We start from the raw sequence: 18,041 nt of genomic DNA on the forward strand, positions 1-18,041 counted from the left end.
CGAATGACTCGCCCTGCAGCTCGACGTCCAGCCCGCGTCGCCTGCCTCCCGCAGCATACCCTCCGAGTCATGAGGTAGAGCCATGGCCAATGAAATGTCGGCACACGAACTGAGCCAATGCGCAGCGCTGATCAACGCTTCGATTAGTAACGTCTTCAAAGGCCTCGAGGCACTGGGTGCCCAGGTATCGAGCATTTGGGAACAGCAACGGTGCAAGGCGAAGCAACCCGACCAAGGCGATCTCAAGCCGCTGCTGGCGGTCGTCCGGCGGATCCTCGACTCCGAAAGCCTCAAGTTCCACGGCGCCGGCGTGGTCTTTGCGCCGGGGGAACTGAAGGATTGCGAGATGCACCTGCAATGGTGGTGTCGCACCCAGCAGGAAGCGATACAGCCGCTGAAGCTGAACCTCAACAGCCGCAGCGATCGCTTCTACGACTACTTGCACATGCCGTGGTACACCCGTCCCCAGCAAACCCGCCGGCCGTCCATCGAAGGGCCTTTTGTCGATTTGTATGGCACCGAGCAGTACATCGTGGCGTTTTCGCTGCCGATCTTCTTCGATGATCGTTTCATCGGCGTCGCCGCTGCCGATATCTCCCTGCATTCCCTGGAGCCCTTGCTGGTGCGCAGCCTCATGCGGATCAGCAATGAAGCGCTGCTGCTCAACGCCGAGGGCCGGGTGCTTGCCGCCAACACGTCGAGCTGGCTGGCCGGCGATCTGATCCGCGACACCTTGAACCAGGACATGGAACACAGCCGGGTGTTGAGCCTGATCGATACGTCGTCCTATTGGAGCGTGGTGGAACGGCCCGCCCCACGAATTTGACCAGGGCCCTCAAGCAGCCCCTCGCCCAGCCGATAACCTTAGTGACGAAGGCCCTCAGGCCTCGCCAGGCTCTGCTGGTTGCATAGGGTGATGATCAATGGCTTTGCAGCTTAACCGCTTACTGATGTTTGGCGTCCTGATGCTCCTGGTTGCAGGAGGATCGGCGTTGGCCATCGCGGCAGAGCCGCCGCTGCGCATCGTCACCGAAGAATTGCCGCCCTACAACATGACGCAGGACGGGCGCGTGACCGGCATGAGCACCGAGGTGGTCGAGGCCGTGCTCAAGGAAGTCGGCATGACAGCATCGATCCAGCCCATGCCCTGGGCACGTGCCTACGAACTGGCACTCAATGAAAGCAACGTCCTGATTTATTCGATCGTGCGCACGCCTGAGCGTGAATCGCTGTTCCAGTGGATCGGCGCCATCGCTCCGACCAAGTGGTACATCTACTCGCTGGCCGACCGGCCGGTGAAACTCAATTCCCTGGCCGATGCCCATGGGCACCAGATCGCCACCGTCAACCAGGACGTGGGCGAGCAATTCCTGGTCTCGAAGGGCTTTCGCATCGGCGAGGAGCTGCAGTCCAGCACCAAGTACGAACACAATTACCGCAAGCTCAAGGTCGACCATGTCGAGCTGTGGATTTCCAACGAACTCAACGCGCTGTACCTGACCCGCCAGAATGGCGAGGACCCGGACAAAGTCCTGATCCAGTCGCTGCCCCTGCCCGAACTCAGCAGCGCCGACGGCCTGAACATGGCATTCAGCCGCAAGACACCTTCGCAGACCGTGGAAAAATTCCGCGCCGGCCTGGAGACCATTCGTCGCAACGGCGTCTACGATGCCATCGCGCGCAAGTGGTTGTGAGATGGACGGCAGATTCCGCCCGGCTCCATCCCTGCAGCCACAGGCCAAGGCACTCAGCTCGCTCGGGCGGCGGCTGGTGCTCGCGACGTTGTTGTTCTGCCTGCTCTTCACCCTGGCAATGGTGACATGGCGAACCTGGCTGGCGTGGGAGAACAACCTGGCGGAAATGAACTCCGAGCTGGCACTGATCGACCAGGTGTTCCGGGACACCCTGGCCCATGCGATCTGGGAAATGGACCGCGAATCCCTGGACAAGCAACTCACCAGTGTCGCGAGCGCCGCGCCGGTCGGACGCGTGGTGCTGAATATCCTGCGACCCGGTCGATCACCGGAAATCATCGAGCTCAATCGCTACGCCTCCGGTGCCGCATCCGGCGCGGCGCCGGTGCTGCATCGCGAGCTTGTCGCCGAACCCTACCTGGGCGCCCATGAAAAAGTCGGCGAGCTGACCATCGAAGGCGACAACCGACTCCTGTGGGAGCGCCTGTGGGATGAGGCGCGCAGCATTGTCATTACCCAGATCATCCAATCCATGCTGCTGGCTGGGTTGGTGATGACCATGTTCAATCGCCTGGTGACCGTCCATGTGGTGCACATCGCCCGGCATCTGGGCGCGCTCGCGCCGCAGACGCTCCAGCGCCACCTCAAGCTGCAGCGCTCGGTCAATCGCCAGGATGAACTGAGCCTGCTGGAATCCCAGGTCAACGAGCTGCAGGACAACCTCCGCGCCCACCTGGAGCGCCAGCGCACGGACGAACTGGCGATTGCCGCCAGTCGCGACCAATTGGTGGAACTGGTCGAGGCGCGTACCGCAGAGCTCAAGGCCGCCAACGACGCCCTTGAAACCTTGTCGCGCCACGATGCCTTGACGGGCCTGGCCAACCGGCGCCATTTCGACGAGTTGAAGGAAGTTGAATTCAACCGCGCCATCCGCCACCGGACGCCCCTGGCCCTGCTCATGTGCGACGTGGATTTCTTCAAGATCTACAACGACACCTACGGCCACGTGAACGGCGACCAATGCCTGCAACAGATCGCCGACACCCTGCGTGAGGTGTACGGGCGCTCCGGCGAATTGACCGCGCGGATCGGTGGCGAGGAGTTCGTCGTCGTGCTGCCCAATGTGGACACGCAGCAGGCCTGCGACGCGGCCCAACGGCTGCGCGCCGCACTGGCGGAACGCCAATTGCCCCACAGCGGCTCATCGGTCTCCCCTTTCGTCACCTTGAGCATCGGCGTCGCCCAACTGGACCCCGAAGCCATGGACCATTTCGATCAACTGATGCAACGCGCCGACCAGGCGCTGTACCGAGCCAAGCACCAGGGACGCAACCGCGTTTCCCTCTGAACACAACGCCAGCCCCGAGGTTTGTATGCGCCATCTGATGCTCTATGCGTTCGTATTGCTGGCCTTGGTCACCGTCAAAAGCCAGGCCGATACCATCGAAGTCGTCACCGAAGACTCGCTGTATGCCTACCTGCTCGACGACAAACTGGTCGGCCCCGGCATTCACATTACCTCCGACACCTTGAAAAATGCCGACCTCGGCGATTTCCACATGACCCTGTATCCCTGGGCGCGGGCCTACGAGATGGCCCTGCGCGAGCCCAACGTGCTGATATTCCCCCTCGATCGCACGCCGGCCCGGGAGCCACTGTTCAAATGGGTCGGTGAAATCCATCGCTCCACCAGCCGGCTCTACAAGCTGCGAGACGCCGAGCCCATCACCATCGGCAACCTCGAAGACGCCAAGCAGTACAGCATCGGCGTGGTGCGCAACGACGCCAAGCAGATCTACCTGCAGGATCGCGGCTTCAGTCGGCTGGTCGTGTCGGCGGACAACCACGATAACTTCCAGAAGCTGCTCAATCACCAGGTCCAACTGGTGCCGATGCCCGAGAACACCGCACGGCTGATGAGCCAGGATGCCCAGATGGATTTCAACCTGCTGGAGGAAGTCTATTCATTGGATGAACAGCCCCACCGGGTCTACCTGGCGTTCAGCCTGAGCACGCCGGACGAAACCGTCGCCAAGGCCCAGCGCGCGTTCGATCAGCTCAAGGCCTCGGGCGAGGTGGAGCGCATAATGAAGGAAAAACGCTGACGCGCGGCAGCGGTCAGCGGCGTTGAACTCTGCTATCGAAAACCCGTCCAGACCTTCACATGCCAGTGGGAGCAAGCCTGCTCGCGAAGACGTCGGCCCATTCGACATCGACGGGCGCTGACACACCGATTTCGCGAGCAGTCTCGCTCTCACTGGCCGGGTTTTGCTACCTGCGGTGGAGACTTTCGATGAGCGCGCTGAACACAATGCCGGATGCCTTGCAGACCCTGATGCTGGAGCGTAACGACTGGGTGCCCAACAACCCGCGCCTGCCCGTGATCATTTATCGGAATGCGATGACCAGCCAGGAAGGCGACCTGGCCCGCCGCATCGAAGAGGTCTTTCGCGCCAACGGCTGGCCGCCGCAATGGCGCTACGGGATCTACGACTTCCACCACTACCACACCCAGGGCCACGAAGCCCTGGGCGTCGCCAGCGGCCACGCGCGCCTGATGCTCGGCGGGCCCGATGGGCAAGTCCTTGAGGTCAAGGCCGGCGACGTATTGCTGCTGCCCGTTGGCACCGGGCATTGCAACCTGGGCGCCAGCGACGATTTCCTCGTAGTCGGGGCATACCCGCCCGGCCAGCAAGCCGACATCCGCCGCGAGGCGCCGAGCGAGGCGCAGTTGGCGGACATTGACGCCCTGCCGTTTCCTGATCGGGATCCGGTACTCGGCACCGAGGGTGGCGTCACTCGGTACTGGAAAAAACGCCCCTCCTAGCCGCGCCCCCCTCGTGGCATGGCGCTTGCTGCTCTGGAACAAGGCTCGGAAATCGGCCTTTATCTGAGCAGAAACGACCCAACCGGGGGCACAAGCCATGCACAGTGTGTTTTATGCAACAGGTCAGTTGGCCAGGATCCGGACCCAGCCTGTCGCTTCGACGATCAGGCCAACCGGAGCAATGGCTCTCACGTCGCAAGGAAAAGTCTTCGGCGCGATCCTGCTGGTGTCCTTTGGCACTTGTTGCGCCTTATGGTTGATGGGCGGCCAGGCTTGAGACACCGCATACCGCGGAATCCGCTTTCCACCGCGACTGCTGCTGACCATTGCTGATCAGATCGGCGGCCTTCTCGCCGATCATGATGCACACGGCGTTGGGGTTCCCGGAAATCAAGGTCGGCATGATCGACGCGTCGGCCACGCGCAACCCTTCGAGGCCATGCACCTTGAGGTCCGGCGTCACGACGGCCAACTCATCGTTACCCATTCGGCAAGTCCCGCTTGGATGCAGCGCGGCATGGGCCTGCTCTTGGCAAAAGGTCTTCATGGCTTCCCGGGACCTGATCGAGACGTGCGGTACATGACGCCGGGCAAGGTAGGGTTTGAAGGCGGCCTGCCCCATGATCTCCTCGCCAATCAGGCAGCCTTCCACCAGGCTCTCGATGTCATAAGGGTCGGCAAAATAATTGGGCACGATGCGTGGAGGCGCCATCGGGTCCGACGAATGCAGTTCGACGTATCCGCGGGACTTCGGACGGACCTGCCCCAGGTTCAAGGTACAGCCATTGCCCCCCGGCACCGCGTCGACGCCCTCTTCGATGCCCGCGCCCACGACCATGAAATACTGGATATCCGGCGTGGCCGCAGCCTTGTCTCCCCACCAGAAAGCACCGCCCTCGATCAGGTTGGACGCTGCCGGACCTTGCCTGAAAAGCGCATATTGCAGGCCGGCGGCCAACTTCCAATGGGGCTTTTTATACTTGTCGTAGCTGTGGGGCCCGGTCAGCTCATAGACCAGCGATATTTCGATATGGTCCTGGAGGTTGCGGCCGACACCGGGCAAGTCCTTCACGACCTTGATACCGTGCTTTCTCAGTTGTTCGGCGGGTCCGATGCCCGACAACATCAATAACCGTGGCGAGTTGATCGCTCCTGCCGACAGCACGACTTCCTTTTCCGCATACAGGACCTTGCGGGCACCGTTCTCGACGTACTCGACTCCCGTGGCCTTGTTGCCTTGGGTCAAGATACGGGTCACCCGGCAGCCCGTTTTCACCGTCAAGTTCTTGCGTGACCTGGCGGGCGCGAGGTAAGCCACCGCGGCACTGCTGCGAAAACCGTTCCTGGCGGTGATCTGGTACAGCCCACAACCTTCGGGTTGACCCCGATTGAAGTCCTCGTTGTAGGGCAAGCCATATTGTTGGCAGGCGCGTAGCCAGACTTTGGTCAGGGGATGAACATTGATCGGATCGGAAACACCCAACGGCCCTCCCACGCCGTGCGCGTCATTGCAAAAGCGCTCGTTGTCCTCGGCTTTCTTGAAGTAAGGCAACACCTCGGCGTAGGACCAGCCCGTCGCGCCTTGGGCAACCCAACCTTCATAGTCTGCTGGCACGCCACGGATGTAGATCATCGCGTTGACCGAACTGCCGCCACCCAGCACGCTGGCCTGGACCATGGTCGGGGTTTCGGCGCGGCGTTGGTCGTCGGTCGGTTCCCAGGCGTATCGCTTGAGCAAGGGGCCTTGAGCGGTTTTGTAGTAGGCGCCGGGGATGTGGATGTAAGGGTTGCGATCACGTGGCCCCTCTTCGAACAGGACCACCGATACAGCAGCGTTTTCGCTGAGCCTTGATGCCACCGTGCAGCCTGTCGAGCCGCCTCCGATCACAATGAAGTCCGCCATGATGACTGAGCCTTTTATTGTTGAAGTGCAAATGGATGTGCCGAGGTTTGAGAGGGCCCCGCACCGCCTTATTGTTCGATCAATCGATTCATGAGCGCCTTCAAATCCCTTGCGACCTCATAACTGTCTTGCTGCTGTTGTTTCTTGCAGAACAACTCGCAACTCCACCAGCCGTCATAACCAGTGGCCTTGACCGCCGCAGTCCATTCAGTCAAGTCCAGTACCCCACTGCCCGTCGGTACATCCCGCAGCAGATCTTCATTGGCGATACCGCCATCAAACGGCAGTGAGTCGCACACGTGAACGCCGTAGATCAGATCCTTGTTCATGCGCGAAAGCGCCTGCGGCGTTACGCCGGAGGTAAAACAGTGCCAGTAATCAATCACCATCCTGACGTTGTCGCGCTCGGTGCGGTCAATCAGCGCCAGTTGGTGTTCCAGTGTGTTTAACGGCGTCCAGGACAACGCCTCGAGATAGAGCAGCACGCCGTATTGCTGGGCCAGATCGGCCAACAACGCGAGATTGCCAGCGGTCAGCCTGAGCTGATCGGCCTCGTCGAGCCCCAGCAACCCCGTGTAATGAATGCTTGCACCGTGCTTGCGATAATCCAGCACCGCCTGGACGTTGATGGGCCCGGTGAGAACTTGGACCCCTTTGGCACCGACCATATGGGCCAACTGGAAAAGCCGCTCCGCGTCCTTTAACAAATCCTTGCGTTCGGCGCCTTGACGCTCGATGTCTCGGAGATAACCGATGCCGATGACAGGGATGCCCATCAGCGAGGCTTTCAGTTCGCCCTCGGAATATCCGGCCTGCAGACAGGCTTCCAGTTTGCCGCTAAAGATTTCCAAGGCATCGAAACCGACGGTCTTGGCGATGTCGACATCGATCGCCAGCGTTGAATGCTTCGCGACCGTGGAATGCAAGACCAGGCCATTGTTTTTAGGGTTCATATAGGCTCCTACCGTGAATTCCAGTCTATCGAGACCGGGCCACGGTGGTTATTTCGCAGTCGTGGAAATTGCGGCGCAACCTGACGCAGCCACTGCGTCAGGTCTCGCTCTTCAACGACGGACGTGCGCCGCCAGCCGATCGGCCAGCGCCGCGACAGCCTTCGCAGCCGCTTCCAGCCTTTCCAGGGCCAAGTTTCCTTGACGGACTGCCGCCGTGATCGCGCGAACGATCTGGGCAATCTCGGGCATCGCCTTGGACGAGACCAACAGTAGGTCCGCGCCTGCGCTCAATGCCGCAACGGCCACCTCACCCAGTGATAAATCGCCGATCACGGAGCGGTGATCCAGGTCGATCGTCATGACCAATCCGTTGAAGCCCAGCTCCTGGCGCAGGAGCCCGATCAACTGCGGTGAAACAGAAGCGGGAAGCGCCGGCTCGCAGGCCGCGAAGACCGCCGGCCCCATCATGACGGCATCCGCGCCAGCCTCCACCCCGGCTTGGAACACAGGCCAACCGGCACGAAGCTGTTCCATGGATTGCGTGACCACGGCGTCTTCCGTCGAGGGTTGGCACAGCAATACGGGATGGCCGGGAAAATGCTTCAACGTACTGGCCATCCCCGCTCGCCGCACACCGCGAACATAGGCACCCACCATGGCGGCGGCCTGCCCCACATCATTGGAGAGCGTGCGCCCCTGCAGCCAGACATTCCTGCCCGTCACCACATCGGCCGTAGGCGACAGGAGCAGGTTCACACCGGCAGTCCGTATGGCCGTCGCAACGTGGTAGCAGGCTTGCTCAAGCTCGCCATCCGCCATGCTTCTCGCCCGTTCGGGCTCCGGCAGCGCGGGCGCTACGCCTTGCAAGCGGTGCACGGCGGAGATATCGGCATCCGCCGCGAGCAACAACGGCCCCGCCAGCTCGGTTGCGGTGTCAGCGAAGCGTTGCCAGGCCTCGAGGGTTTCGCATTGGAGGCGAGCGGCACTCATCCTGCCGCTGACATATTCCTCTGCCGTCTCACCAAACAGCAGGCTGCGCCCACCACTGCCGAGAAACCGACGCACCTCATCATTAATTTTCACGTCGAGCAGAACCGGAAACAGCACGCTGTAAGCCATGGATTCGATTGAATGCATGATCACCCCCGGTTCGCGTTGTATGAGTCGTGATTGGCGGCGGCCAACTCGCGGACCCGGGCTGCGGCGTCCAGCAACAGCTGACGATCAAGGTGACCGTCTTGGACAGCCGACACGATTGCTCCGGCGATGGCATCCAACCCCGATTCGCTGGAGACCAACAGCAGGTGCGCTCCGGCCGCCAGCGAGGCAACGGCGGTGTCAGTGATGGCGTTGCCCCTGAGAATCGACACCGCATCAAGGTCATCGGAGATGATCAGGCCGTCGAATCCGAGGGTGTCACGTAGCATCGAGATGACTTTCGGCGATGTCGAGGCAGATTGGTCAGGGTCGATCGCCGGGAAAACCGCAGGCCCTGGCATCACGGCTTTCACGCCCGTCGCGATCACGTCCTTGAACACCTCGAGATTGTCCTTCAGCAATGCCAGCGGTCCGGGTACCGTCGCGACCGCGACGGCCGGGTCCTGCTCGGTGACGTAGTGACCGGGAAAATGCTTGGCGGTCGCCACGACGCCCGCGCGCTGGACCCCGCGAATAAACGCGCAACTGACCCGACTGACTTCTTTCGGGTCAGCACCCAGGTGCCTGTCTTGCAGCCAGGGGTTGGCGCCCGTGACCACATCCACAATCGGCGCCAGGAACAGATTGACGCCCAAGCCGCGCGCCACGCTGGCCATCTTGAAGCACCGTCGCTCTATTTCTTCGCAGGCGAGATCGTTGAGCGCCTCCCTGGCGGCAACAGGCGGAACCAACTGGTGGAGGCGCTCGATACCGCCCAGTTCCTGATCCACCGCGACCAACACCGGGGCACCGGCCAGCGTCACCGCTTGCCGGATGACATTGACGACAGCCCCCTGGTTTTCCACGCGCTTGCGCGAGGGGCTCATCTGCCTGCTGACGTACTCCTCGCGGGTTTCCCCAAGCAGGATCGATACACCGCCGCGACTGAGGAAACGACATACGTTTTCATCCAGTATCAGATCTCCAAACGCTGGAAGCAGGACCGAATAGGCCGCTTTGTGCAGTTCGCTTGACATCGCTTTTCCTTGACCTGTGATTGAGCGCAGTGCTCAGGTTGCGCAGAGTTGATGAAGGTTTAAAGCCTAATCACTCACAAACGAGCAGTTAATACCTGATAAAAATGCTCGATAATGCTCATTCTACGGATGAGAAGCCCTCCGTTACACTTCGCACCCGGTCGATACATGACGCGAACTGAAGCACCGAAAAACGACACGACGGATCAATGTGGCTGTTACCGGACCAACCGACCTGTTACCTGCTGGAGCGGCAAGTAACTCTCTTCAGGGCGAAGCGGGACGGACAGTTCCAAACAATCGCAAGTGGGCGCACGGCACAGAATATGCTTGGGCTTCAAATGATTTGATCGACCCGACCCGATCGGAGGCCGGCGATTTTCCGGCACGCGGATATAACCGCCCGATAACCTCCCCGGTTGCATTAAGGTTGTGAGATCGAAACAGCAAATCCCCCCTGGAGACCGCACCACCATGCCATTGACTGCTGCCAACTCGCACCCGGAGCGGCAACAGGTTCGCAGTGACCTACAGGCGAACGTGCAGAAAAACCTGAGCACCCTGGTGGAGTCCTGCCGCTCGGTTGCCGACATGTGCCGCAAGGTCGATGTCAATCGACAACAATTCAACAAATACCTGGTGGGCCAGCACGTTCCGTCGCAGAAGATCCTGCAGAAGATCAGCCGTTACTTCATGCTCGAAGCCGAAGACCTTTTCCGCCCGCCCGCCGAATTCAAGAAGCTGTATGAAGGTTACGAAAACGAACTGCCGACCGACCTGCGTGCCTCGGCCCAATTCAATCACTTCCTGCCGTTGGCCAAGCAGTCGGCGGATTTGCTCGAAGACTATCTGGGCGTCTATTACCGCTATCACAACTCATCCATCTACAAAGGCAGGATCCTGCGTTCGGTGACGTGCCTGTATCGGGCCGACTCGATGGTCCAATACGTCACGGTTGAACGTTTCCCCTTGCTCGACGGCAGCGGCAAGATGGGTTACTCGTTTACTTATCATGGTTTTTGCCTGCTGCTCGGCGACCGCCTGTTCATGGTGGATTTCGAGGGCAAGCAACGTAACGAAATGACGTTTTCGATCCTCACGCCACAGCATCGCCGCCCCATCCGTTTTCTTTTCGGATTGGTCACGGGCGTGGCTTCGTCCTCATTCCGCCAGCCCTTCTCCACCCGGATGGCATTGGGTCTCGTCGACAAGGGGATGATCCGCAAACATCATTTGCGCAACGCGACGGCCTTGCTTCCCAGCGATCAATCCCTGCCGCTGGAGGTGCGTGAATACATGACGGGCGATAACGCCTCCATCGTATGGGGAGGCCAGGACTAAGCTCGTTGAAGCGTCTCTTCAAAGGCTTGGCGAGCCAGTCCCGCAAACCACCTCAACCAGGGACGGCCCGTTGCTGTTCAACGCCTTGGTAAAGGCTGGAACGAGCTGCGACGCGTGTTCGACTCGCCAGGCGTCCAATCCCAGGAGCCTGGCGATACCGGAAAAGTCAGGTGAGTACGGTTTGCCGTCCGGCAGGCTGAAGGCTCCACTGCGGTACCGGTCCAACGGGATCTGTTCGTCGTTCGATGGCGCCTGGCTGTTGTCACTGAATACAAGAAAGACCACCGGAATGCTGTGCATCATGCAAACCGCCAACTCCTGCATCGATTGAAGAAAGTCACCCGCCCCAACCACACACACCACCTGACGCGCCGGCACGGCGAGCTTTGCGCCAATGGCCGCCGGCACCGCCCAGCCCAGCACAGGCTCGTTCGCACTCCACAGGCTCATGACACGATCAAAGGGGAACATATTCCTGGCCATCGCCTGGACTGCCCTGGCACCGACCATCACCGTGGCATTCGTTTCCATATCCGACGTCGAAACGGGCCGCAGCCCTTCGTGGGACGCGCGCAACGTCGCGGGCGACGGGCTGGATTCAGCCAAGGCATTCTGGACAGCGGCCGGTATATCCAGGCTGACCGGCCCGACGCCAGCGCCACACAGTGAGTTGAAGGCATGGCGCAGGGTTTGCGCAAGCTGATCGACGGAGGTGACGCGCCGGTGTTCTCTGAAGGTCCTGGTCGCTGGCCGATAACCATCATCCTGGGTGCCATTGCCACCACTGATCAGCAACATGGCCGATGAATCCGCCCGCGCAACCGCCGCGGCCTCCAGCGCTTTGGAGATCCCCAGCGGCACCGGCAGCAGGACTGCCATGGGCCGGCCGCAAGCGCGGAAATAGCCGTCCGCCAAATGGACCGCGTTGTGTCCCTGCATGACTTGAATGAACGGAATCTCGGTGCCTGTCGCCAGCAGCGATTGCACCAGCGCCCCGCCCCGCTCACCCGGGATTCCGGCCACATAACCGACACCATTCACTTTCAACGCCTTGGCAATAATCTGGGCACCCGTGAGTTTCACAGCACACTCCCGTCGAACCGGCGCGGCATCACCGCTGCACCTCGCCTCGCAATTACCCCTGAGTATTGGCCTGGAGCCGACACGGCTCAATTTCGCAACCACCGCAAAATAGACGCACGTTGACGCAGGGAAGCCCGCCGCTGGTGACTGTCAGCAAGCAAGGTCCGCGTCCGTTGCGCTGCGCCGGTCAGGTCACTTTGATGCGTCAGAGTGCGTCGCTTTTCGGGTGGCTGCGAAATTGAGCGCGCCTTGCGCCAAGCCAATACTCGACCCCATGAAAACAACAAGCCGGGCCTATCAGGCGCTGGGCAAGTCGCTTCGGATCCTTGTCGCATAGTTCGGACAAGGCGCTGCTTACCCGGCCAAGGAAGAGTCAATCGGACCAGTGGAGACCCGTGCGCGATGTCGCTCGACAGGCATTTGCCCACGCTCGATCTCCCCAGCTCATGGAACCCATGCTGGCCATAACACTGCCGATCCAACACGACTGCGCAAAGGAGACGTTGGGTGAGCCCAGCCAATCCCCTGCCAGCCGTCAATCGTTTCGTACAACCACCCCAGGCAGGAGCTCGACATGAAAAAAGCAACAGAGACGGGTTATGGAATCACTGGCATCGATCTGGAAACGATTAGCCTGAAAAGGCGTACGTTCCTGTTGGGCGCCGCCGCATCGACAGCAGGCTTGTACATGGGGTCCTTCGCCCCTGGCATTTTCGCCGCGACAGGTGGCCACCTGGAAATCCTCGGCTGGGAAGGCGAAACCGGTGACGCAGAGCTTGCCGAGTGGCGCAAGCAGCGAGGCATTACCGTGCGCTCGAGTTACGCCAGTAACCAGGACGACATCACCGCGCGCCTGGCTGGCTCCGATCCCGTTCAGCTCGACTTGACGATGTACGCCTTGGGCTATGAAACCATCTATCAGGAAATGGGCCTGCTCAAGCCCATCGATACGTCGAAAATCCCCAACTACGCCGCCGATAACATCGTGCCGTTATTCTACAAGGGCAGCCGCTGGTATTGGGACGGCCAGCAATGGGGCGTGCCGCTCCTTTGGGGCATGAATACCATTGTCTATAACCCGAAGAAGGTCCAGAAACCCTCGGAATACAAGGACCTGCTCGACCCAAAGCTCAAGGGCAGATTGACCTTCGTCGACGACGGCACCTCGAACTGGTCACTGATTGCGATCATCGCGGGCTACGGCGACAAATACCCCAACCTGACCCGCGCCGAATTCGACGATGCCTTCGAGAAACTCAAACCGTACCGTGAACAGTGCCGGGCCTTTGCGGCGTCGTCGGGAGACGCTGTTTCGCTCCTCGTATCAGGCGAGGTAGACGCGGTGTTTTCGGCGTCCGCCAACACGCCCAGCGAAACTACCAAGCGCGGCGTACAGACAGCCCTGTCGGTGCCCAAGGAAGGGGCGGCCCTCTGGTGCGATGCCCTGTTCATTCCGAAGACCGCGAAGGATATACCCCTGGCGTTGGAATTCATCAACAAGACGCTCGAAGCGGATACGCAGGCCAAGATGGCGACCACGATGTTCTCCGGCGTGGTCAATCAAAAAGCCGTGCCGCTGCTCCCCGCCGACCTTCGCAACACCTTCGACTACGCGAACCTGGATGCCTTCTTCGAGAAATCGAAACTGTACGGCCAGCCACCACTGAGCTCCGACCAATACGTGACCTATGCCGAATGGATCGACCAATGGGCGAACTTCAAGGGTTCGTTCTGACGCTATCGGCTACCTGGCGAACGGTACGGACAGCTCAAGGCGTCATCGGGAGTGCGTGCGCCCTGCACGCGCTTACCCAAGCACCTGGCGCATCGATTAAAACAAAAGGCAGAGATTCATCATGAACGTAGTCAACAACAGCGAGCCGATTATCCTCGATAGCCAGGCTTCGCACACGGACCAACGCGGGAAAGTCGACAAGAAGATCCTCAGCGGATACTGGTTGGCGTCGCCTCCACTGTTTTTCCTGGTGGTGTTTTTTCTCATCCCCTCGGTCATGCTGCTGGTCGCCAGTTTCTGGACGTCCAAGACATTCAGCATGGCGCCCGCCGCGACGCTGTCCAACTACGCAAGGGCACTGAGCGCCAGCGGGTTTTACGATTCATTATGGATCGCCCTGCAAAACGGCTTCTGGACTGCCCTGCTGTCCACGGTCATCAGCGCTCCGGTCGCCTATTACATCGTCTATCGGACCCGTTCCAATGCCGTGCTGTACCTGGCCCTGGTCTCCTGGTTCTCCAGTTACCTGGTGCGGGTCTACGCCTGGCGCTCGATCCTGGGCACCAATGGCGTGATCAATTCGACGCTGCTGCATCTGGGGCTCGTCGATCAACCGTTGGAATGGTTGGTGTTCAGCAAGTTTGCGGTAGTGCTGACCCTCGTCCACATCATGCTGCCGTTTACCCTCCTGCTGCTGGTATCGGGCCTGCGCGACATCAAGAAAGACTATCTCGAAGCCTCGGCCGACCTGGGCGCCAGCGGCGCCACCACCTTGTGGCGGGTCATCATGCCAATGGCCCACAAGAGCATCGTCAGCTCGTTCATGTTCACGTTCGTCCTGGCCGCCAGCGACTACGTCACGCCTCAACTGCTGGGTGGCCGGGATGCGATGACCACGGGCCTGGTGATCGCCAATCAGTTTCGCTCGGTGGGGAACTGGCCATTGGGAGCGGCAATGGCCTATCTGCTGTTACTGGTGTTCATGCTGGTCTACGCGCTGTTGTTGGGCGTGTTGCGCGCCGCAAACCTGGCACCCGGCAAACGCTACCACGACTGAACGCCCCCTCTGAAATAGCAAGGTGACCGCCATGATCAGACTCTTCACTTACCTGTACATGTTCTTCCTCTACGCCCCCATCGCGATTATCGCGTTGTTCAGCTTCCACGCTTCAGCTTCGTTGTCGTTCCCGTTCGAAGGTTTCTCCACCCAATGGTATGAGGCCCTGTTCCACAGTTCGGACTTCATGACGGCATTGACCAACAGTGCGATCGTCGCAGCGGGCTCGGCCATCCTGACCACACTGCTGGGCACGTTTTCGGCGCTGGCGTTGATGCGCATGAAAGGTCGGATCAAAGCCGTGTTCGCCTTCATGAACTTTGCACCGATTGCGCTGCCTGGCTTGTTCCTTGGCATCGCGCTGGTCATCTTCTTTTCGTTGATTGGCCTGCCGCGTTCATTGCTCACCGTGATCATCGGTCACACGCTGTTCACGTTTCCGTTCTTCGTCGAGTCCGTGCGTTCGCGCCTGGAGTACTTCGACCTGTCATTCGAAGAGGCCGCGCGGGACTTGGGCGCCTCACCGCTCAAGGCGTTCTGGCTGGTCACCCTGCCGATCATCGGCCCGACCATTGCCGGCGCCGCCATCCTGGCGGTGGCGCTCTCCATGGATGAATTCCTGATCACCGTATTCGTTACCGGCAGCGATACCACGCTGCCGCTGATGATTCTCTCGATGATGCGCCGCGCTGTCAGCCCAACCATCAATGCCGCCTCGGTATTCATGCTGGTCGTGACCATCGCCATCATCGTCATCGCCGGCCTGGTCATGACCCTGCGCCGTCGTCGCCTCGAACTTGAACGTGCTGAAACTGCGGAGTAACCAACATGACCCATAGCATCGAACTGACCGGGATATCCAAAAGCTACGGCAACCTGACAGCCCTCGGCAAAATCGACCTGACCGTCAAGCGCAACGAAATCCTGACTCTGCTGGGGCCGAGCGGCTGCGGCAAGACCACACTGATGCGCATCATTGCCGGCTTCGAAGAACCGACCACCGGCAAAGTCGTGATCGATGGCAAGGACTCCACTTCCCTGGCGCCCGAACACCGTCCGGTGAACATGGTTTTCCAGAAATACGCGTTGTTCCCACACCTCGACGTCTTCGACAATGTCGCTTTCGGGCTGCGCCTGAAGAACAAGCCCAAGGACGAGATAAAACGCGAAGTCACCAAGGCCCTGGAGCTGGTCCAATTGGACACGTTCAAGAACCGATGGATTTCCGAACTCAGCGGTGGCCAGGCCCAACGCGTCGCACTGGCCCGTGCGCTGGTCAACCGCCCCGCCGTGCTGTTGCTGGACGAACCCCTGGCGGCCCTGGACCTGAAAATTCGCCACCACATGCTCAACGAGATCAAACGGATCCATGAAGAGACGTCGACCACCTTCGTCTATGTGACCCATGACCAGGACGAGGCGATGATTCTTTCCGATCGCGTCGTACTGCTGAACAAGGGCGGCATCGAGCAGATCGGCGGTCCGCAGGAGATGTACTGGTCGCCACGCACGTTGTTCGCGGCGAAGTTCTTCGGCGACACCAACATCGTCAACGGCACTTACGGATCGGGTCAGCCTGGCGGTGGCTACGTTGAGTTGCCGTTCGGACGTTACGCGCATAGCGCCCGCGAAAGCCTCGGTGCAGGCCCGGTGAATGTCTCGATCCGCCCTGAGACCATCGGCCTGGAGCCGGCCCAAGGCGCGGCGCTGGCCACCGGTGCTTTCATCGGCAAGGTCAAGGACACCTCGTTCATCGGCAATCGAGTCATCTACCGAGTCACCGTCGCCGGCGGTACCCTGGACCTCAAATGCCAACAGTTGCCGACCCCTGGCAGCCTGACGCTGCCACCTGGATCGGATGTGGCACTCACCTGCAAACCGGAGAGCTTCGTGGTGATACCGGCCTGAACCGGGGCACAACACAAAAAGCCGAGCAAAAAAAACGGCCGCCCTTGAAAGGCGGCCGGTTTCATTAGGTCAATGCGTCAGGCGGGCTGCTTGTAACGACGAATGCGAATATCCGCTTGCTCCTTATGTCCGGCAAATCCTTCCATACCGCACAGTCGCGAACAATATTCGCCGACCAATACCGAAGCCTCGTCGGTCAGCACGCGTTGGTAGGTGCACGTCTTGATGAACTTACCGACCCACAACCCACCCGTGTAACGCGCCGTGCCAGTGGTTGGCAGCGTGTGGTTGGTGCCGATGACCTTGTCGCCATACGAGACGTTGGTGCGTTCGCCCAGGAACAACGCGCCGTAGTTGGTCATGTTTTCCAGGAAGTACAACGGATCGCGCGTCATGACCTGCACATGCTCGGAGGCGATCCGATCGGCTTCCTGCACCAGTTCCTCAACCGTGTCGCAAAGGATGATTTCGCCATAATCACGCCAGGCGACGGAGGCAACCGGCGCTGTCGACAAAATGCCCAACTGGCGTTCGATTTCAGCCGGCAGGTTTTCCGCCAGCGCCGGGCTGTTCGTGAGGAAAACCGCCGGAGAGTTAACGCCGTGTTCCGCCTGCCCAAGCAAGTCTGCGGCGATGATCTCGACGTCGCTGCTGTCATCGGCAATGACCAGGGTTTCGGTCGGGCCGGCGATCAAGTCGATACCAATTTTGCCGAACAGTTGCCGCTTGGCCTCCGCAACATAGGCATTGCCCGGGCCGACGATCATGTCGACCGGCTTCAGATCGGCGGTTCCCAAGGCAAACGCGGCAATGGCCTGCACCCCACCCAGGCAGTAGATTTCATCGGCACCGGCTAAATACATGGCGGTCACGATGGCCGGGTGCGGCCTGCCATCGAACGGCGGCGCGGCGGCGACCACACGCTTGACTCCAGCCACCTTGGCCGTGAGCACACTCATGTGCGCCGACGCCAGCAGCGGGTATTTGCCACCGGGAATGTAGCAAGCCACCGAGTTCACCGGGATGTTGCGATGCCCCAGGATGACCCCCGGCAACGTCTCGACCTCAACGTCGTGCATCGACGCCCTCTGCACCTCGGCGAAACGTCGCACTTGCGCCTGGGCAAACTTGATATCGCCAATTTCCTGCTCCGACAGACTCGCGACACAGGCGGCGATTTCTTCCTCGCTCAAGCGAAAGGACGCGGGGTCCCACTGATCGAATTTCCTGGAGTACTCACGAACGGCCGCATCGCCATTGAGGGCGACGTTGGCAATGATCTGCTCCACCGTATCGCGCACTTGAGAGGCAATTTCGGCTTGGGCTTCGACAGGTTTACTTTGTTTCAGATAACGAATCATCACAG

At 60.3% G+C, this 18,041-nt stretch carries 16 protein-coding genes; 10 read left to right on the plus strand and 6 right to left on the minus strand.

Annotation, left to right across the window (positions count from 1 at the left end):
• Positions 1 to 82 precede the first annotated feature (82 nt).
• The 5 genes from OC610_RS03575 (at position 83) to OC610_RS03595 (ending at position 4,521) form a co-directional block, all read left to right on the plus strand.
• Complete coding sequence (locus OC610_RS03575; protein WP_264426546.1) at positions 83 to 826, plus strand: PDC sensor domain-containing protein; 744 nt, start codon at positions 83 to 85, stop codon at positions 824 to 826.
• A gap of 97 nt (positions 827 to 923) precedes the next feature.
• Positions 924 to 1,694, plus strand: a complete 771-nt coding sequence (locus OC610_RS03580; RefSeq protein ID WP_264426547.1) for a substrate-binding periplasmic protein — start codon at positions 924 to 926, stop codon at positions 1,692 to 1,694.
• A 1-nt stretch (position 1,695) separates the two neighbouring features.
• Entirely contained in the window at positions 1,696 to 3,042 is a 1,347-nt protein-coding gene (locus tag OC610_RS03585) for a diguanylate cyclase (RefSeq protein ID WP_264426548.1), read from the plus strand.
• Between the two features lie 25 nt (positions 3,043 to 3,067).
• Complete coding sequence (locus tag OC610_RS03590; RefSeq protein ID WP_264426549.1) at positions 3,068 to 3,799, plus strand: substrate-binding periplasmic protein; 732 nt, start codon at positions 3,068 to 3,070, stop codon at positions 3,797 to 3,799.
• Positions 3,800 to 3,987: 188 nt separating this feature from the next.
• Positions 3,988 to 4,521, plus strand: coding sequence for a cupin (locus OC610_RS03595; RefSeq protein WP_264426550.1), 534 nt, complete (start codon positions 3,988 to 3,990; stop codon positions 4,519 to 4,521).
• A gap of 250 nt (positions 4,522 to 4,771) precedes the next feature.
• Here the strand turns inward: OC610_RS03595 and OC610_RS03600 are convergent, their stop codons facing one another.
• From OC610_RS03600 to OC610_RS03615, 4 genes are all read right to left on the minus strand, one after another.
• A complete protein-coding gene (locus OC610_RS03600) occupies positions 4,772 to 6,424 on the minus strand; it encodes a GMC family oxidoreductase (protein WP_264426551.1) in 1,653 nt (550 codons plus the stop codon).
• A gap of 68 nt (positions 6,425 to 6,492) precedes the next feature.
• Positions 6,493 to 7,377: a sugar phosphate isomerase/epimerase family protein gene (locus OC610_RS03605; protein ID WP_264426552.1), complete on the minus strand. Its 885-nt coding sequence runs from the start codon at positions 7,375 to 7,377 to the stop codon at positions 6,493 to 6,495.
• Positions 7,378 to 7,488: 111 nt separating this feature from the next.
• Entirely contained in the window at positions 7,489 to 8,514 is a 1,026-nt protein-coding gene (locus tag OC610_RS03610) for a glycoside hydrolase family 3 N-terminal domain-containing protein (protein ID WP_264426554.1), read from the minus strand.
• Between the two features lie 2 nt (positions 8,515 to 8,516).
• A complete protein-coding gene (locus tag OC610_RS03615) occupies positions 8,517 to 9,551 on the minus strand; it encodes a glycoside hydrolase family 3 N-terminal domain-containing protein (protein ID WP_264426555.1) in 1,035 nt (344 codons plus the stop codon).
• Between the two features lie 474 nt (positions 9,552 to 10,025).
• Between OC610_RS03615 and OC610_RS03620 the strand changes: the two genes are divergently transcribed.
• Complete coding sequence (locus OC610_RS03620; protein WP_264426556.1) at positions 10,026 to 10,892, plus strand: helix-turn-helix domain-containing protein; 867 nt, start codon at positions 10,026 to 10,028, stop codon at positions 10,890 to 10,892.
• 18 nt (positions 10,893 to 10,910) lie between these two features.
• On the opposite strand, the gene OC610_RS03625 is transcribed toward OC610_RS03620, so the two are convergent.
• Positions 10,911 to 11,975, minus strand: a complete 1,065-nt coding sequence (locus tag OC610_RS03625; protein WP_264426557.1) for a thiamine pyrophosphate-dependent enzyme — start codon at positions 11,973 to 11,975, stop codon at positions 10,911 to 10,913.
• A 574-nt stretch (positions 11,976 to 12,549) separates the two neighbouring features.
• Between OC610_RS03625 and OC610_RS03630 the strand changes: the two genes are divergently transcribed.
• The 4 genes from OC610_RS03630 to OC610_RS03645 all read left to right on the plus strand — a co-directional run bounded on the left by OC610_RS03630 (position 12,550) and on the right by OC610_RS03645 (position 16,675).
• Complete coding sequence (locus tag OC610_RS03630) at positions 12,550 to 13,710, plus strand: ABC transporter substrate-binding protein (RefSeq protein ID WP_264426558.1); 1,161 nt, start codon at positions 12,550 to 12,552, stop codon at positions 13,708 to 13,710.
• 121 nt (positions 13,711 to 13,831) lie between these two features.
• Positions 13,832 to 14,767 carry an ABC transporter permease gene (locus OC610_RS03635; protein WP_264426559.1) on the plus strand — a complete coding sequence of 312 codons (936 nt, stop codon included), beginning with the start codon at positions 13,832 to 13,834 and terminating at the stop codon, positions 14,765 to 14,767.
• Positions 14,768 to 14,798: 31 nt separating this feature from the next.
• The gene (locus OC610_RS03640) at positions 14,799 to 15,590 is read left to right on the plus strand and encodes an ABC transporter permease (protein WP_181286390.1); all 792 of its coding nucleotides are present in this window, start codon (positions 14,799 to 14,801) and stop codon (positions 15,588 to 15,590) included.
• 5 nt (positions 15,591 to 15,595) lie between these two features.
• Entirely contained in the window at positions 15,596 to 16,675 is a 1,080-nt protein-coding gene (locus tag OC610_RS03645; protein WP_264426560.1) for an ABC transporter ATP-binding protein, read from the plus strand.
• A gap of 77 nt (positions 16,676 to 16,752) precedes the next feature.
• Here OC610_RS03645 and hisD read toward each other — a convergent pair whose 3' ends face one another.
• Positions 16,753 to 18,036 carry a histidinol dehydrogenase gene (hisD, locus tag OC610_RS03650; protein ID WP_264426563.1) on the minus strand — a complete coding sequence of 428 codons (1,284 nt, stop codon included), beginning with the start codon at positions 18,034 to 18,036 and terminating at the stop codon, positions 16,753 to 16,755.
• Between the last annotated feature and the right edge of the window lie 5 nt (positions 18,037 to 18,041).

The organism is Pseudomonas agronomica (genome assembly GCF_025917275.1).
Classification (GTDB): Bacteria; Pseudomonadota; Gammaproteobacteria; order Pseudomonadales; family Pseudomonadaceae; genus Aquipseudomonas; species Aquipseudomonas agronomica.

Coding starts and splice junctions, on each gene's coding strand:
- OC610_RS03575 (WP_264426546.1), top strand. CDS start 83: ATGGCCAATGAAATGTCGGCACACGAACTGAGCCAATGCGCAGCGCTG.
- OC610_RS03580 (WP_264426547.1), top strand. CDS start 924: ATGGCTTTGCAGCTTAACCGCTTACTGATGTTTGGCGTCCTGATGCTC.
- OC610_RS03585 (WP_264426548.1), top strand. CDS start 1,696: ATGGACGGCAGATTCCGCCCGGCTCCATCCCTGCAGCCACAGGCCAAG.
- OC610_RS03590 (WP_264426549.1), top strand. CDS start 3,068: ATGCGCCATCTGATGCTCTATGCGTTCGTATTGCTGGCCTTGGTCACC.
- OC610_RS03595 (WP_264426550.1), top strand. CDS start 3,988: ATGAGCGCGCTGAACACAATGCCGGATGCCTTGCAGACCCTGATGCTG.
- OC610_RS03600 (WP_264426551.1), bottom strand. CDS start 6,424: ATGGCGGACTTCATTGTGATCGGAGGCGGCTCGACAGGCTGCACGGTG.
- OC610_RS03605 (WP_264426552.1), bottom strand. CDS start 7,377: ATGAACCCTAAAAACAATGGCCTGGTCTTGCATTCCACGGTCGCGAAG.
- OC610_RS03610 (WP_264426554.1), bottom strand. CDS start 8,514: ATGCATTCAATCGAATCCATGGCTTACAGCGTGCTGTTTCCGGTTCTG.
- OC610_RS03615 (WP_264426555.1), bottom strand. CDS start 9,551: ATGTCAAGCGAACTGCACAAAGCGGCCTATTCGGTCCTGCTTCCAGCG.
- OC610_RS03620 (WP_264426556.1), top strand. CDS start 10,026: ATGCCATTGACTGCTGCCAACTCGCACCCGGAGCGGCAACAGGTTCGC.
- OC610_RS03630 (WP_264426558.1), top strand. CDS start 12,550: ATGAAAAAAGCAACAGAGACGGGTTATGGAATCACTGGCATCGATCTG.
- OC610_RS03635 (WP_264426559.1), top strand. CDS start 13,832: ATGAACGTAGTCAACAACAGCGAGCCGATTATCCTCGATAGCCAGGCT.
- OC610_RS03640 (WP_181286390.1), top strand. CDS start 14,799: ATGATCAGACTCTTCACTTACCTGTACATGTTCTTCCTCTACGCCCCC.
- OC610_RS03645 (WP_264426560.1), top strand. CDS start 15,596: ATGACCCATAGCATCGAACTGACCGGGATATCCAAAAGCTACGGCAAC.
- hisD (WP_264426563.1), bottom strand. CDS start 18,036: ATGATTCGTTATCTGAAACAAAGTAAACCTGTCGAAGCCCAAGCCGAA.